This window comes from Micromonospora trifolii (assembly GCF_050516465.1).
Classification (GTDB): domain Bacteria; phylum Actinomycetota; class Actinomycetes; order Mycobacteriales; family Micromonosporaceae; genus Micromonospora; species Micromonospora trifolii.
In genome coordinates, this window is record NZ_CP191526.1 from 3,034,276 (window position 1) to 3,049,470 (window position 15,195).

General features: G+C 71.2%; 12 protein-coding genes. 6 read left to right on the forward strand and 6 right to left on the reverse strand.

What is annotated here, in order from left to right; translation table 11 throughout:
- The first annotated feature begins 92 nt into the window (after nt 1–92).
- Both ACQRWP_RS13925 and ACQRWP_RS13930 read left to right on the forward strand, forming a co-directional pair.
- On the forward strand, nt 93–695 hold the full coding sequence (locus ACQRWP_RS13925; RefSeq protein ID WP_430502649.1) for a hypothetical protein: 603 nt from the start codon (nt 93–95) through the stop codon (nt 693–695).
- Nucleotides 692–3,046 (forward strand): VWD domain-containing protein, encoded by a 2,355-nt coding sequence (locus ACQRWP_RS13930; protein ID WP_430502650.1) that lies wholly within the window; start codon nt 692–694, stop codon nt 3,044–3,046. Before ACQRWP_RS13925 ends, ACQRWP_RS13930 begins: the two co-directional genes overlap by 4 nt.
- Before the next feature lie 45 nt (nt 3,047–3,091).
- Here ACQRWP_RS13930 and ACQRWP_RS13935 read toward each other — a convergent pair whose 3' ends face one another.
- Nucleotides 3,092–5,152 carry a cellulose binding domain-containing protein gene (locus ACQRWP_RS13935; protein ID WP_430502651.1) on the reverse strand — a complete coding sequence of 687 codons (2,061 nt, stop codon included), beginning with the start codon at nt 5,150–5,152 and terminating at the stop codon, nt 3,092–3,094.
- Nucleotides 5,153–5,376: 224 nt separating this feature from the next.
- Complete coding sequence (locus ACQRWP_RS13940) at nt 5,377–5,532, reverse strand: hypothetical protein (protein ID WP_430502652.1); 156 nt, start codon at nt 5,530–5,532, stop codon at nt 5,377–5,379.
- Between the two features lie 427 nt (nt 5,533–5,959).
- On the opposite strand from ACQRWP_RS13940, the gene ACQRWP_RS13945 reads away from it, so the two are divergent.
- Together ACQRWP_RS13945 and ACQRWP_RS13950 are read left to right on the forward strand one after the other, a co-directional pair.
- Nucleotides 5,960–7,294 (forward strand): extracellular catalytic domain type 1 short-chain-length polyhydroxyalkanoate depolymerase, encoded by a 1,335-nt coding sequence (locus tag ACQRWP_RS13945; RefSeq protein WP_430502653.1) that lies wholly within the window; start codon nt 5,960–5,962, stop codon nt 7,292–7,294.
- 544 nt (nt 7,295–7,838) lie between these two features.
- Nucleotides 7,839–8,546 (forward strand): SanA/YdcF family protein, encoded by a 708-nt coding sequence (locus tag ACQRWP_RS13950; RefSeq protein WP_430502654.1) that lies wholly within the window; start codon nt 7,839–7,841, stop codon nt 8,544–8,546.
- A gap of 6 nt (nt 8,547–8,552) precedes the next feature.
- Here the strand turns inward: ACQRWP_RS13950 and ACQRWP_RS13955 are convergent, their stop codons facing one another.
- Nucleotides 8,553–9,536, reverse strand: a complete 984-nt coding sequence (locus tag ACQRWP_RS13955) for a LacI family DNA-binding transcriptional regulator (RefSeq protein ID WP_238411570.1) — start codon at nt 9,534–9,536, stop codon at nt 8,553–8,555.
- A 307-nt stretch (nt 9,537–9,843) separates the two neighbouring features.
- Between ACQRWP_RS13955 and ACQRWP_RS13960 the strand changes: the two genes are divergently transcribed.
- Nucleotides 9,844–11,469 (forward strand): glycoside hydrolase family 43 protein, encoded by a 1,626-nt coding sequence (locus tag ACQRWP_RS13960; protein WP_430502655.1) that lies wholly within the window; start codon nt 9,844–9,846, stop codon nt 11,467–11,469.
- Nucleotides 11,470–11,515: 46 nt separating this feature from the next.
- Here ACQRWP_RS13960 and ACQRWP_RS13965 read toward each other — a convergent pair whose 3' ends face one another.
- The 3 genes from ACQRWP_RS13965 to ACQRWP_RS13975 all read right to left on the reverse strand — a co-directional run bounded on the left by ACQRWP_RS13965 (nt 11,516) and on the right by ACQRWP_RS13975 (nt 13,592).
- Nucleotides 11,516–12,139 carry a hypothetical protein gene (locus tag ACQRWP_RS13965; protein WP_430502656.1) on the reverse strand — a complete coding sequence of 208 codons (624 nt, stop codon included), beginning with the start codon at nt 12,137–12,139 and terminating at the stop codon, nt 11,516–11,518.
- A gap of 143 nt (nt 12,140–12,282) precedes the next feature.
- Nucleotides 12,283–12,996 (reverse strand): hypothetical protein, encoded by a 714-nt coding sequence (locus ACQRWP_RS13970; RefSeq protein ID WP_430502657.1) that lies wholly within the window; start codon nt 12,994–12,996, stop codon nt 12,283–12,285.
- The gene (locus tag ACQRWP_RS13975) at nt 12,993–13,592 is read right to left on the reverse strand and encodes an RNA polymerase sigma factor (protein ID WP_430502658.1); all 600 of its coding nucleotides are present in this window, start codon (nt 13,590–13,592) and stop codon (nt 12,993–12,995) included. Before ACQRWP_RS13975 ends, ACQRWP_RS13970 begins: the two co-directional genes overlap by 4 nt.
- A 268-nt stretch (nt 13,593–13,860) precedes the next feature.
- Here ACQRWP_RS13975 and ACQRWP_RS13980 point away from each other — a divergent pair, with 268 nt between their 5' ends.
- Nucleotides 13,861–15,069: a chitosanase gene (locus ACQRWP_RS13980; RefSeq protein ID WP_430502659.1), complete on the forward strand. Its 1,209-nt coding sequence runs from the start codon at nt 13,861–13,863 to the stop codon at nt 15,067–15,069.
- Nucleotides 15,070–15,195: the final 126 nt, after the last annotated feature.

Consider the following 15,195-nt stretch of genomic DNA (forward strand, 5'->3'; position numbering starts at 1 on the left):
GGGCCGGATCACGACAGCGCTCCCGGCACCCCGCGGCGCAGGCTGGCCGGGATCTGTGCCGACCCTCGGCACCCGGAGGAGGCTCGCGGCCCATGGGCGTACCCCGCGCAGGGACGGCGGCGCTCGTCGGCGGTCTCGCCCTGCTGCTGATGGCGACCACTGTCGGGTGCAGACGGTCGCGTCCGTCACCGGCCCCGAGCGCCGGCACGGCGACGGTCGGCCTGACCGTCAGCGCCGCGCAGCCGTCGTACCGGGTGGGCGAGCAGATCAGCCTGCGGCTGAAGCTGGTCAACAACCGCGACGCCGAGTGCCAACTCAGTCGGGTGCCGGACGGGGCTGTGACGGTCATGTCGTTGACCCGCGACGGCACGGCGGTGGCACCCGCGGTCGGCGGCGGCGCCTACTACCGGGACTTCACCGCGTACCTGGTCGAGAACCTGGTGCGGGTGCCGCCGCGCGGGTCGGTGGAGCTGACGTTGGGCAGCGACCCGCAGAGCCCGGTCGGCGCGGCGCTGACCACCTCCGCGCCCGACGGACGGGGTGGGGCCGCCGTCACCTGGTGGCCGGTCGACCAACCGGGGGCGTACCGGCTGGTGCTGGGCTACCTGCGAGCGCCACTGCGCGGTGTGCCGGCGGATGCCTGCGCCGCGACGGCCGAGCAGGGCACTGTCGCGTTCGAGGTGAAGGGCGGATGACCGGGTTGCGGAGCCGAATGCGACTGGGTGTCGTGCTGGCGGGCGTCCTGGTGCTGCTCGCCCCACAGGCGGCGTCCGCCGTGGTCAGCGTCAACAGCGACCTGCAAGCGGAGTACGCAGGCTGCGTCGGACAGATCCGCGGCTCCGGCAATGGCGCCGTGCTCGACGAGCTGGAACGCTCCGGCAAGCAGATCAAGGTGCGTAGACCCATCTTCGGCTCGGAGAGCAGCACCACGACGTACGTCCCGGGCAGTGATGTGCAGATCAACTGGGTGCCGGAGAACGACGGGCGGAAGCTGGACGACGAGGGTTTCGGCTTCACCGAGGACCAGTGCGCCACCCTGATCCACGAGATGAACCATGCCCTCGACGAGGTGAATGACACCGACCGGGGCCAGTTCTGCACGCAGGGCGGCCAACAGGCGAGCACGGTGGACCCCGCCGAGGTGCACGCGGTGTTGGCGGAGAACGCGTACCGCAAGGCGGTCGGTGTGCCGCTCCGCCCGTCGTACAGCGGTCAGAAGCTGCCGTCGAACGGCAAGGACTGCGACCAGCCCAAGCCCCGACCACCCGGTGGTGGTGGTTGTTCGATCTCGGTGATCGGCAAGGGCTACCGGTGCGCCAACAGCAACGGCGACCCGCACCTGCTCACCTACGACGGTCTGCGGTACGACTTCCAGGCCGCCGGGGAGTTCGTGCTGACCCGCTCGACTGCCGACGACTTCGAGGTCCAGGTACGACAGACGATGTTCCCGGCCAGCTCGGTGGTGGCCGTCAACTCAGCCGTCGCGGTTCGGGTGGCCGGTGACCGGGTCGGCGTGTACGTCACACCGGACGGCCCGGCGGTCCGGGTGAACGGCGCCGCGCCGGTGTCCGCGCCCGACGGGGTGAAGCTGCCACGCGGTGGCACCGTCACCACCTGGGGAGACGGCACGGTGACAGTGGAGTGGCCGGACGCCGCCCGAGTGATCGCGCAGCCGATCGGGGTGTGGGGGTTGAGCGTGAGCGTCGGCGCGCCCACCGCCCGGGCCGGGACGCTGGAGGGCCTGCTCGGCGACCATGACGGTGACCCCGGCGACGACCTGACCGTGCGTGGGGGGAAGCGGGTGGCGCAGCCGCCCACGTTCGAGGCGCTGTACCCCGGCTTCGCCGACAGTTGGCGCGTCGAGGCACAGCGGTCGCTGTTCGACTACGAGCCGGGGCAGAACACCGGCACGTTCACCGACCGGCGCTTCCCGGACCGGCTGCTCACCGTCGGGGACCTGCCCAACCGGGCCACCGCCGAACTGGTCTGCCGGCGAGCCGGTGTCACCGATCCGCAGATCTTCGCCGACTGTGTGCTCGACGTCGGCCTCACCGGGCAGGTGGCGTTCGCCGAGGACGCCGCCCGCGCGCAGCGCGACGCGCCCGCTGCCGGTGACGTCGACCTGGCGGTGACCCGGGCCGGCGCCACGGCCGCGATGAAGGTACCGGGCCGGGCCGGTCAGAAGATCTTCGTGGAGGTGCCCGCCGCCACCGTGCCGGATCGCTGCGGCGTGTTGCTGCTGCTCGACCCGCAGGGCCGTCAGTTGGCCACCGGCTGCGTCATCTCCGGCGTCGGCTTCATCGACACGACCACGTTGACCGCCACCGGGGACCACCAGGTGGTGCTCGACCCGTGGGATGCCGACCTCGGTCGGGCGACGGTACGGGTCGTTGCGGTGACCGACGAGGAGAGGACGCTCACGCTGGACGGGCCCGCGGTCCGGGCAACGCTCGCCCAACCGGGCGCGGTCAGCCGCCTGGCCTTCGACGGGCGCGCCCGTCAGAAGGTCTTCCTCCAGGTCACCGACGCCACAGTGCCGGACCGGTGCAACCTGCTGCGCCTGCGCGACCCGGCGGGTGAACAGGTGGCCAGCGGCTGCGTGATCGGCGGCCAGGGCCACGTCGACGGGTTCGTCCTGCCGGCCACCGGCCGGTATGTGCTGGAGGTCGACGGGACCTCCACCGACACCGGCTCGGCCGACGTGCGGTTGCGCGACGCCACCGACGAGCAGCGGGACAGCGTCGCGGATGGACGGGCGATCACCCTGTCGGTCAGCCGGCCCGGTGCGGTGAGCCGGCTACGGTTTCCCGTCGACAGCGGTAAGCGCCTCACCGTCGAGGTGAGCGCCGCCAGCCTTCCCGACCGGTGCGCGATTCTGACCGTCACCGGCCCGGGCGGTGAGGCGGTGGGCAGTGGCTGCGTCATCGGTGGTGCCGGGCGGTTCGAGGTGGGCCCGCTGCCCACGGGCGGCACGTACGCCCTGGTGCTCGACCCCTGGGCGGACGAGACCGGGTCGGCGACGGTCACCGTCCGTCAGGTCGGTTGACCGGGCGGCCGGCTGACCCGACGAACGGGCCAGCCGGCCGTGGCGTCAGCCGGTGGCGCAGACGGTGCCGTTGAGGGTGAACGCCGTGGGCAGCACGTTCGGGCCGCCGTACGCGCCGACGAAGCCGGCGCTCACGGTGCCGCCAGCGGCGATCTGTCGGTTGTCGGCGGTGGGCGTGACCCGCACCGCGGTGCCGACCTGCTCCCAGGTGGCGCTCCAACCACTGCTCACCTGCTGCCAGCCGGTGGGCCAGGTCCAGGTGAGCGTCCAGCCGTCGATCGGGCTGGTCCCGTTGTTGATGATGTCGACGCCACCGATGTAACCGTTGCCCCAGTCGTTGTTGGCGCTGAAGCGGACGGTGCACGTGCTGGCCGCGGGGCTGCCGGTGGCGAACGTGAGCGGCGGTGAGGCCCAGGAGACCCGTCCGGCGGTGTCGCGGGCCAGCACGTTGATGGTGTACCTGCTGCCCGGCACGAGGTTGTCGACAGTGAACGAGGTGGTCGTCGTCTCGCCGAGCTGCTCGCTGACCGCGCCGTGTTGTCGGTGCACCTCGTACTTGGCGATCGGGCTTCCGCCCGGGGTGGCCGCCGGCCAGGTGATCGTCGCGGCGCGGTCGGTGACACCGCTCGCGGTCGGCTGGCCGGGTGCGACCGGCCGTCCGGCGGTCGCGTCGGCGGGGCGCAGCACGAGCGTGGTCAACGAGTACGCCGGTAGCGTCCGGCTGGTCGCCGAGCCGGACTGGCTGGTGGCGATGCCGGTGGCGCCGTTGGTGAGGGTGGAGACCGTGGGCGCGACGGCCGACGGGGTGAACCCGGCGTAGTCGATGGTGACCGGGCGGTCGTTGTCCGGGTCCTTGTTCACCAGCAGCACGGCGAGGTCACCGTTGCTCCGGCGGACGGCGTGGGCGGTGACCAGGGGTTCGTCGGTGCCGGCGCGAACGAACTGGTCGCCGGTCTTCGCGAAGAGCTTCATCATGCTCAGCCCGTGGTACGGCGCGAACGGTGTGTTCAGCGGCGGTTGGCAGACCGAGCCGTCCTCGGTGCAGGCCCCGCTGGAGAGCATCCCGAAGTCGCCGTAGTCGGTCTGGCCGGCCACCTGTGTCACGGTGCCCATGCCGTTGTGCACGTTCCACCAGTGGGCGGTGAAGACGCCGTTCTCCAGCAGACCGCTGTAGACGTCGGCAAGGAAGAGCGCGGCCGGCTGGGTGTTCCGGCCGGCGTCGACGTTCAGCTCGGTGAAGCTGATGCCGATGCGGTCGGCGTTCGGGCCGGCGTATCGAGCGAGCTGCTGCCGCAGCAGGTAGGTGGCGTCGGGGAGGTGGTTGACCCGGGCCAGCGACTCGGCGGCGGTGCCGCCCGGGTACCAGTGCACGTCCACGAAGTCGATCTTCGGGCCGGCGATGGAGAGCACGGTCTGGTTCCACGGGCCCGGATCGCTGCCGGCGGTGATCCCGTCCGGCCAGTTGCCCGGCATGGTCAGCACCGCCCCGACCTTGATGCTCGGATCGACCGCCTTCATCGCGTCGGCGTACTCGACGACCAGCCTCGCGTACTGTGTCGCGCTCTTGTCCGGGTGGTCGTCGGCCTCCCACGCGGACCCGTAGTGACCGTTGCCGTAGTTCTCGTTGCCGACGGTCCAGTACCGCGCGTCGTAGCCCTTGGTCACGTTGGCGTATCGCACCCACTCGGCGGCCTCGGCGGGCGTGCCGGTGCCATAGTTCGCGATGATCATCGGCTGCGCGCCAACGCGCCGGACCGCCGCCATGAACGTGTCGAAGTCGGTCCCCGGCGCGACGTAACCGCCGGGCGCTGTGTGGTCCTTCCAGTGGTAGATGTCGGCGTACGAGCCGCCGGGGTAACGCATCATCTGCACGCCGGCATCTCTGAGCAGGTCCGACGTCTCGGCGGTGCCGAGGTTCGAGTCCCAGATGGCGTGGTTGACGCCGAGAGCGGTGTCCGGCACGGTCGCCAGACCGGCACGGGTGTTGACGGTCACGGTGACCGGGTCGGCCGCCGCACTGGCGGTTGGTGGGTTGACGCCGGCGAGTGCGCTCGTGGCGAGCAGCAGGCCCGCCAGGAGGGCTGCTCGGGTCTTCGGTTCACGCATGGGCGGGGTTCCTTCGCGCAGATGAGCCGCCCGACCGGTCAGGGTGCGACCCGGTGACGGGCGATCTCGTGGACGGCAGACTCTGGTTGGTCCATCGCTCGTGTCACCGTCCCCCGGAGATCACATCTGGATCCCGGCTGCCCAGTGGACGGACGTCAGCCCCGCGCGCGGCTCTTCATCGACGTACCACAATGGCACTGTCGGTTCGACAATCTCAAGGTGCGTCAGGCGTCGTCTTCGCCGCGCTCGCCGCGCCCTGAACGACGCCCACGGACGCTCACGGCAGCCAACAGAGTGACGACCGCGGCGGCCAGTTGCAGCACGCCAACGAGCAGATCGACCGCGCCGGAGATGGCAGTAGCGTCTGGCAGATGGGTCATGAGGCGGCCTCCGGGTTCGTGCCCACCGTCCGCTTCCTGCGGAAGGCCCTCCCCCGGGCCCAGCGGTGACCGCTTGAGCGCCGCCCTCATTGTGGCACCCACTCTCCACCGCGCGGAAGACGTCAACGCCCGACAGCGATCGACAGACGTCATACGTTACGGCTTGACGAACGGCATGTTATCGCTCACAGTCGATGCGAGGCGATCAGCGTCCGTGGCTCACCGGGAGGCCCCCTCGCTGGTCTGACCTCGGTGGTCAGGACGTCCCTGGGCAGGTGGGCGTCGCATCAGGATTCGTCAGCAGCCGCCGGTGACGCGCGGCGGACGTCGCGCGCCTCGGGACCGCCCGGGCGCGCCGTCGTCGACCGCCTGCGCCGGACCGCCGTGCTGCCGCCGGGTCCCCGACTCACGACAAGAGGAACCGCCGATGAGATCAAGGATCGCACTGCTGGCCGCCGCGCTGGCGACGGCCCTGGCGACGATGACGGCCGTGGTCACGGTCGCCACCCCGGCGTCGGCCGCGACGCTCACCCAGGTGACCAACTTCGGCACCAACCCGACGAACCTCCAGATGCACCTGTACGTGCCGGATCGGGTCGCGGCCCAGCCGGCCCTGCTCCTCGCTCTGCACTACTGCACCGGCAGTGGTCCGGCGGTGCACAGCGGCTTCGGGCTGAGCACCCTCGCCGACCGCTACGGCTTCATCGTGATCTACCCGTCGGTGACCCGGAGCAGCAAGTGTTGGGACGTCTCGTCGCCGCAGGCCCTGCGGCGCGACGGCGGCAGCGACCCGGTCGGCCTCAAGTCCATGGTCGACTACGTCCGGAGCCGCTACCCCGTTGATGCCAGCCGGATCGGCGTGGGTGGGTTCTCCTCCGGCGCCATGATGACCAACGTCATGGTCGGCCTCTACCCGGACCTGTTCCACGCCGGGTTCAGCTCCTCCGGGGTCCCGTTCGGGTGCTTCGCCACCACCAACGGCGCGGAGTGGAACAGCGAGTGCTCCGGCGGACGGATCGTCAGGACCGGGCAGCAGTGGGGTGACCTGGTCCGCAACGCCTATCCCGGTTACTCCGGCAAGCGTCCCCGGTTCCAGATCTGGCACGGCACCACGGACACTACGCTGAGCTACGTCAACTTTGGCGAGCAGATCAAGCAGTGGACCAACGTGCAGGGCGTGTCGCAGACCCCCAGCTTCACGGACTCTCCGCAGACCAGCGCCACCCGCACCCGGTACGGGGGCACCGGCGGCACGGCGCCCGTCGAGGCGATCAGCTTCCAGGGGTACGGCCACTCCATCCCGTTCGACGCCGCGCAGGCCATCCGGTTCCTCGGCTTCGACACCACGAGTCCCACCACCCCACCACAGGGCGGCACGTCCGCGCCGCTGCGCAACACCGGCGCCAACCGCTGCCTGGACGTCCCGTCCCGGTCGCAGACCAACGGCACCCAGTTGACGTTGTGGGACTGCAACGGCGGCACCAACCAGCAGTGGACGACGACCGCCACGAAACAACTCCAGGTGTACGGCACGAAGTGCCTGGACGCCGAGGGCGCCGGAACCTCGCCGGGAACCCGCGTGATCATCTGGGACTGCAACGGCGGCACCAACCAGCAGTGGAACGTCAACACCGATGGCACGGTCACCGGCGTGCAGTCCGGCCTGTGCCTGACGCCCAACGCCGCCGGAACCGCCAACGGCACCCCTGCGGTTCTGTCGAGCTGCAACGGCACGAACAGCCAGCGGTGGACCCGAAGCTGACGCGGTGACCGGCGGCGGCGATGTCGCCGCCGAGGATGACGGGCGCCCCTGCTTGGACCGGGTGGCGTCCCGCTGCTCGGGCCCGGACTCCGAACAGCGGGACGCGACCCGGCGGCCAGGGCTGGGGCCGACGGTCGCCATCAGGGCGGCCCAGGTGCGGGCTCCTGCTCAGCGGCGTGCGCCAAGCAGGTGAGCGGACCGGTTGTCGTCGCACGACTGTCCCGGCTGCTGCGGTGCCCTGGAAATCCGGTGGCCGTTTATGCCTCGGCCGCGTGGCGCGCGGGTCGCCCGGTGGTGGTCTCGGGCCGTCTCGCGCCGGCCACGTGCCACCCGCCCCACGCCACGATCGTCGTCCAGCACGCCTCGGGCCAATGGCGACAGCTCCGTCACAGCGGCCCGAGGTCGTTCGAGTATCGACGACTGTCCGTCACGTTAGCGCTAACAGTGAGCGATTGTCCATAGACAACGATCTTCGTTCGCTGCTCGGGATGGTTCGCGTGTATGCCGACGACAGTCGTGAGCGCGGGCCGAATAGCCTTGCGGCATGCGGGGACGATTCGGCGCGGCCAGGCGGTGGTACGGGGAGCACCGGCGGTTGGTTCGCCGTACGGTCCTCGCGCTCGCGGTGGGAGCGGTGGCGCTGACCGGCGGCACGGTGGCAAGCGTGACGTGGATCCGCGACACCGCGGAGGGCCACCTCTACGGCGAGGCCGAGGTGCCGGACGCGCCGGTCGCCCTGGTGCTGGGCACCAAGGTGAACGCCGACGGCACACCCTCACCCGTCCTCGCGGCCCGGTTGGAGATCGCGCGGCGACTGTTCGAGGTCGGCAAGGTTCGGGCGATCCTCGTGTCGGGCGACAACATGAACGCCGACTACAACGAGCCCGCCGCGATGCGGAGCTGGCTGGTGGATCGGGGTGTACCAGCGCACAAGGTGGTGCCGGACTATGCCGGCTTCGACACGTACGACTCGTGTGCGCGGGCTGAGCGGATCTTCGGGGTACGGCGCGCCACTGTGGTGACCCAGTCCTTCCACCTTCCGCGCGCCGTGGCGCTGTGCCGGCGCCTCGGCATCGACGCCAACGGCGTGGGCGACGACAGCGCGAAGCGGTACGCCCAGACGTGGTGGTTCAGTTCGTCCCGGGAGAACGGCGCCTGCCTGAAGGCCGCGCTGGATCTGCTCTCCGGTCGGGACCCGGCGCACCTCGGCCGCCGGGAGACGGGCGTCGACGACGCGTTGCGCGTCGGCTGAGGGAGGTCACGAGCGTGGTGGTGCGGCGCTGTCGCGGACGATCAGCTCGGTGGCGAGTTCGACTCGAGGACTCTCGGTCCGCTCGCCGCCGGCGAGGCGCAGCACGGTCCGCGCGGCCAGCATGCCCATCTCGGCGAGGGGTTGCCGGACGGTGGTCAGCGGTGGCGAGCACCATCGCACCTCCGGCAGGTCGTCGAAGCCGACCACGCTGACGTCGTCGGGCACCCGCAGGCCCCGTTTGCGGACCGCCTCGTAGACGCCGAGGGCCATCTGATCGCTGGAGGCGCAGATGGCGGTGGGTGGGTCGGGCAGGGCCAGCAACTGCGTGCCCGCGGTGAAGCCGGCCTCGTGGTAGAAGTTGCCGGGGCGGATCAGAGCGTCGTCGATGGGGATCCCGGCGGCGCCGAGGGCGGCCCGGTAGCCGTCCATCCGGGCCCGGCTGCACATCAGATGCGGCGGGCCGGCGATGAAGCCGATGCGCCGGTGGCCGAGGCTGATCAGGTACTGGTTGGCGCTGAGGCTGCCCGCCCAGTTGGTGGCGCCGATGGTGGGTGACTCCTGCGGGTCGACCCCGGCCGGGTCGATGATGACGACCGGCAGGTGGAGCCGGCGCAGCTCGGCCTGCAACGGCGGATTCACCATCGACGTCACGAAGATGATTCCCTCGGTGGAGCGCGTCCGCATGTTGTCGAGCCACTGCTTGGCCGAGGAGATGCGCCAGTGGATGGCCGACACGACGGTGCCGACACCGCTGGTCTGGCCGACGTCCTCCACCCCACGGATGATCTCCACGGCCCACGGGCTGTCCAGGTCGTTGAAGACCAGGTCGATGAGGGCGGCGTCGGTGCGCCGGGCCGGCGACCGGCGGCGGTAGCCATGCCGGTTGAGTAGCGCCTCGACGCGTTCCCGGGTGTCGGGGGCGACGTCGGAGCGGCCGTTGATGACCCGGGAGACGGTGGGCACGGAGACTCCGGCCAACCGCGCGATCATGGCGATGGTGACGTTTCGGCCGTTCTCCGTGCCCACGGTCCCCCCTGCGTCCTGCTGGAAACTTCAGGTCTGCTCGCGGTGGTGCGTCGTCATCCGGCTGAGCCGGCGGGTGGGGGTTTTCGGATCTCCGAAACTTTCAATGTTTCGCCGGTAGTACCGATCGATGGCCGGCACGCTACGAGCTGTTGTCGCAACGGTCAAGACCTCTGTCCTATTGCGAAAAGACCGGCTAGCGTAGGCACAACCTTCAATGGCCGGGGACCGCGAGTTTCCGGAAGTTACAGTCAGCCCGCCCAGAGGAGTGCTCTTGTCGACCGACATCGCTACCGTGGCGACCGCTACCCGGTCGATCCGCAATCCCATCCTTGCCGGGTTCCACCCGGACCCGTCGATCCTGCGCGTCGGCGACGACTACTACCTGGCCACCTCGACCTTCGAGTGGTATCCGGGCGTGCTCGTGCACCACTCGCGTGATCTGGTGAACTGGCGCAGCCTGGGTGGGATCATCACCGACCGGCGCCTGCTCGATCTGCGCGGATGCGGCGACTCCAACGGTGTGTGGGCGCCCGACCTGACGTACCACGACGGTCAGTTCCACCTCGTTTACAGCGACGTGGCCAGCTTCGCCAGCGGCTACTGGGATCCGCAGAACTTCCTGGTCACCGCCGAGGACATCACCGGCCCCTGGTCCGATCCGGTGAAACTGCACGGGCGCGGGTTCGACGCGTCGCTGTTCCACGACGACGACGGCACCACGTGGCTGCTGGGCATGAGCGCGGACTGGCGACCCGGCCGCGACCGCTTCGGCGGCATCGAGATCCAGCAGTACGACCGGACCGCACGCCGCCTGGTCGGCAGCCCCCGCATCCTGTTCACCGGCTCACCGGTCGGGCTCACCGAGGGCCCGCACCTGTACCGCCACGACGGCTGGTACTGGCTGATCACCGCCGAGGGCGGCACCAGCTGGGAGCACCAGGTCACCGTGGCGCGGTCCCGGGAGCTGTTCGGGCCGTACGAGGTGGAACCGGACGGCCCGCTGCTCACCTCCTTCGGGCGGCCCGACCTGCGGTTGCAGAAGGCGGGTCACGGCAGCCTGGTCCACACGCAGAACGGCGAGTGGTACCTGGCCCACCTGGTTGGCCGCCCGTACTCCCCGCTGGGCAACTGCGTGCTGGGTCGGGAGACCGCGATCCAGCGGGTCGAGTGGCCGTCGGGCGGCTGGCCGCGGATCGCCGGAGGGGTGCCCGCGGACGACGTCGTCGCACCCGACCTGCCCGCGCACCCCTGGCCGGCGGAGCCCGAGACGGACCACTTCGACGCCCCCGAGCTGGGCCGGTGCTGGTCGACGCTGCGTCGGCCGGCCACCCTCGGCTGGATCGACCTGCACACCCGCCCGTCGTACCTGCGGGTCCACGGTGGGCAGTCGCCGGTCGGCCGCCAGGCACCCAGCCTGGTCGGGCGACGCGTCGGCGCGATGGAATGCTCGCTGGAGACCGTGGTGGAGTTCGAACCGGCCGACCACCGTCAGCTCGCCGGGATCACCGCGTACTACAACACCCTCAACTGGCACCACCTCTACCTGACCCGGGCCGACGACGGCCGGACGGTGCTGGAGCTGCTCAGCTCCGACAACGGGCGGCGCACCGCGTACCCCGATCTGACCGTCGATGTCGCCGGCGTCACCCGGGTCGGCCTGCGAGCCGTCTTCGACGGGCCGGCGGTGCGCTTCGACTACGACCTAGGCGCCGGTTGGCAGCGGCTACCGGTCGAGCTGGACGCGACCATCCTGTCCGACGAGCACGCCGCGCTGATCATCGACGGTGAGCCGGCGGCGTGGGGCTTCACCGGGGCGTTCCTCGGCCTGTGGGTGCAGGACCTGGGCGGCGACGGCGTGCACGCCGACTTCGACCTGGCCACCTACCGGGAGCAGTGACCACGCGGACGGCACTCGGCGGGTGCCGTCCGCGTTCCCACTCGTCCTACCTGGCCTGGCCGGCGACGGCCCGCAGTTGGCCGAGGGTGGTGCGGAAGCCGCGGCCGGACGCGGCCGGGTCCTCGGCGTTCAGGCCGCTGACGGCCATGGTCTGCGACCGGGTCGTGGCGACGGCTTCCGCGCCGGATCCGTTCAGGTCGAACACACCGAAGTCGCCGCTGAGCGTCCGGAACGTCGGGGCCGCCGGGTCCTGGGCGAGGTAGAGCACCACGACCTGGCCCGCCTCGAGCTTCGACATGTGCGCCATGTCCGGCACGCCGGCGGGCAGCGGGGCGAGCGTGATCCGCGCCCCGGCCCGCACTGTCGATCCGGTCGCCGCGCGCAGCACCTCGTCGACCCGGAACCCGGCCGCCTCGACCTCACCGCGTACGACCAGGTCCGCCGTGTCGCTGAGCTGCCGCACGGTGCCGTACCCGCGCAGCTTGCCCTTGATCGGCGGGGGCGCGACGTCGGTCGGCGTGGCCGCGCTGCTCGGGGCCACGCTGCTCGGGGCGAGCGCGGCGCCCGGGTCGGCGCCGCCGCCGCTGCCGCAGGCGGACAGGGCCGCGGCGGCCAGCACGGCGGCGGCCGTGGCCCACAGCGGCCGGATACGGCGAAGGTCGACTGCCATGGAACGCTCCTCGCGTCTCGGTGCCGTCCCGGGTCGTCTCGCTCGGGACGCGGCACTGCTTACGCCTTTTATCTGTGCGCCCCGGGCACCGAGTTCCATTTTTTTCCTCCGGGCTCAGCTTTCCGGCTCAGCTTTTCCGGGGCTCAGCGCCGCTCGCGCGCGAGCTGACGAAGCTCGGTCACCGTGGTGACGAACGCGCGACCCGCCCCGGTGACGTCCTCGGTGCGCAGACCGGTCACCGACATCGCCGGTGACCGGCTGGTGGCCGTCTCCCCTGAGAGGTCGAAGATCCCGAATTCGCCGCCGAGCGGGCGGTAGACGCGCGCACCCGGGTCAGCGAGGCCCAGGTAGAGGACTGTGGGCCGGCCGGCCGCCCCGGCTGGCTCCGCGACCACCATGATCTCGCTGGGCACCGGAGCACCCGGGACGCGGTAGAGCACCTCCGCTACCCGGTAGACCGCCCGCCCGTCCGCCACCGACACCACCTCGCCGCGGACCACCAGGTCGGCCGTGTCGGTGAGTTGGCGCACCGTGCCGTAGCCACGATTCTTGGCGGCCGTGCCCGGCGGCGCCGGCCGCGCGGCCGAGCGGCTCGCCTCGGGTGACGGGAGCGCGGCCGGGGGCGAGTCGCCGGACCGGGCCGCGAGCCCTCCGCCGATCCCCGCCGCGACCAGGACCAACGCGGCCGCCGCAAGCGCGGGCCGCAGCGGGACGAAGGCCCTTCGTCGGGTACGCGGCTGCTGCGCGATCGCCGTCAGCAGGCGGCTACGGTGCAGCTCGTGCCGGCCCGCCGGCAGGTCGTGATCACCGGGGTGGGGGGCGATCTTCGCCCACTCGGCCGGGTCCGGCGCGCTCACTGGCTGCCCTCCCGCACGAGCGAGGCGTCCACGACCGGCGGCCGTGCGGCACGCGGCGGGGCGTCGACGAGGGTACGGAGCCGGGCGCGAGCCCGTGACAGCCGGGAGCGCACCGTGCCGACCGGAACACCCAGCGCCTCCGCCGCGGACTCGTAGTCGAGGCCCTCCCACAGGCACAGGGTCAGCACCTCACGCTCGGGCCGGCGCAACCGGGCCAACGCGTCGATCGCGGCGGCGATGCGTCGGCTGTCGTCAAGTCGGCCGGCGACCTCGTCGGCGTGGTCGGGGAGGGTGAAGTCGGAGGCGAGCAGCGCGGCGGCCACCCTGCGGTAGCGGCGGTTGCTGCGGGTGTGGTTGCGGGCCTCGTTGGTGGCGATGCCGAGCAACCAGGGACGCAGCGACCCGCCCTCCTCGGTGACCCGCTCCCGGGATCGCCAGGCCTGGAGGTACGTGGCGGCCATGACGTCCTCCGCCGTGGCCCAGTCGGCGGTCAGCCGGAACGCGTGGTTGTACACCGAGCGCGCGTACGTGTCGAACAGCTCGGCGAACGCGCCGGGGTCACCGGCTCGCACCCGAGCGCGCAGACTCGACTCCATGACCATCTTCTGTCCGTCGGACGGTGCTGGTTCCGATGGACCGGCCCGTAGATCAGTTACGGCCCGACGATAGCCACCGGCAGGTACGTCCCGCGAACGACGGGATGAACAGGTGCCGTCACGCCTCGCGGTCGTCGATTGACGAGGAATCGACGTACTGGTATCTGTTAATACAGTTTCCTGATGCTCGCGGTGCCCGCCGGGGCCGAACCGCCGCGCCGGGCCACCGACCGGCTGGCGGCACGCCGCCCCTTCCCCGAGGAACACCATGGTTCACAAGAGAACAGCCGCCTACGTCGTGGGCACCCTGCTGGTCGGCGTCGCCGCCGTCGGCTACGGCCTGCCGTCGGCGAGCGCCGCGACCGCCGGCCCGATCACCGGCCTCGGCGGTAAGTGCATCGACGTGGCCGGCGCCAGCTCGGCCAACGGCACGCCCGTCCAGCTCTACGACTGCAACGGCAGCGCGGCCCAGACGTGGACCGTCGGCAACACCGACAGCTCGATCCGGGCACTCGGCAAGTGCCTCGACGTCACCGCCGCGTCGACCGCCGACGGCGCCAAGGTGCAGCTGTACGACTGCAACAACACCGGCGCGCAGAAATGGACCGCCAGCAACGGCGCGCTCGTCAACTCCGGCTCCGGCAAGTGCCTCGACGTCACCGACCGGAGCACCGCAAACGGCGCCCGGTTGCAGATCTGGACCTGCGGCGGCACCACGAACCAGCGGTGGACCCTGCCGGGCGGCGGCACCCCCACCCCCACGCCCACCACCCCGACCGGCACCAACCTCGACGACCCGGCGAAGAAGAACGTCGCCATGCAGCTCGTCTCGGCCGCCGAGAACTCCTCGCTCGACTGGCGCGCGCAGTTCTCCTACATCGAGGACATCGGCGACGGGCGGGGCTACACCGCCGGCATCATCGGCTTCTGCTCCGGCACCGGCGACATGCTCGAACTGGTCGAGGCGTACACCCGCACCAAGCCGGGCAACGTGCTCGCCGGCTACCTGCCGGCGCTGCGCAACGTCAACGGCACCCCGTCGCACGCCGGTCTCGACCCCAACTTCCCCCGCGACTGGCGGACCGCGGCCACCGACTCGGTGTTCCAGGCCGCCCAGGAGGCCGAACGCGACCGGGTCTACTTCAACCCATCGGTACGCGACGGCAAGAACGACCAGGTCCGGGCGCTCGGTCAGTTCGCCTACTACGACGCTGCGGTCATGCACGGGTACGAGGGCATGCGCCAGATCCGCAGCCGCGCCCTCAACCGGGCCAAGCCGCCAGCCCAGGGCGGCGACGAGCGGACCTGGCTCAACGCGTTCCTCGACGAGCGGGTCATCGAGATGAAGAAGGAGGAGGCCCACTCGGACACCTCCCGCGTCGACACCGCCCAGCGGGTGTTCCTCAACAACGGCAACTTCAACCTGAACACGCCACTGGTGTTCGCCGTCTACGGCGACCAGTTCCGCATCGGCTAGTCCGGCAGCCCGCAGACGCTCAGGGCGCCGCCTCGCGGCGCCCTGAGCCGTGCTCGTGGCACGGGAGCAGCCTTGCCTTGACGCTGACGACAAGGTTTAGCCTGGTCGCGACAGGCTGGTCGAGGA

Bases quoted from the DNA above. Each gene is read 5' to 3' on its own strand.
- ACQRWP_RS13935 (WP_430502651.1), bottom strand. From the start codon at position 5,152: ATGCGTGAACCGAAGACCCGAGCAGCCCTCCTGGCGGGCCTGCTGCTC.
- ACQRWP_RS13950 (WP_430502654.1), top strand. From the start codon at position 7,839: ATGCGGGGACGATTCGGCGCGGCCAGGCGGTGGTACGGGGAGCACCGG.
- ACQRWP_RS13955 (WP_238411570.1), bottom strand. From the start codon at position 9,536: ATGATCGCGCGGTTGGCCGGAGTCTCCGTGCCCACCGTCTCCCGGGTC.
- ACQRWP_RS13940 (WP_430502652.1), bottom strand. From the start codon at position 5,532: ATGACCCATCTGCCAGACGCTACTGCCATCTCCGGCGCGGTCGATCTG.
- ACQRWP_RS13925 (WP_430502649.1), top strand. From the start codon at position 93: ATGGGCGTACCCCGCGCAGGGACGGCGGCGCTCGTCGGCGGTCTCGCC.
- ACQRWP_RS13945 (WP_430502653.1), top strand. From the start codon at position 5,960: ATGAGATCAAGGATCGCACTGCTGGCCGCCGCGCTGGCGACGGCCCTG.
- ACQRWP_RS13975 (WP_430502658.1), bottom strand. From the start codon at position 13,592: ATGGAGTCGAGTCTGCGCGCTCGGGTGCGAGCCGGTGACCCCGGCGCG.
- ACQRWP_RS13980 (WP_430502659.1), top strand. From the start codon at position 13,861: ATGGTTCACAAGAGAACAGCCGCCTACGTCGTGGGCACCCTGCTGGTC.
- ACQRWP_RS13930 (WP_430502650.1), top strand. From the start codon at position 692: ATGACCGGGTTGCGGAGCCGAATGCGACTGGGTGTCGTGCTGGCGGGC.
- ACQRWP_RS13965 (WP_430502656.1), bottom strand. From the start codon at position 12,139: ATGGCAGTCGACCTTCGCCGTATCCGGCCGCTGTGGGCCACGGCCGCC.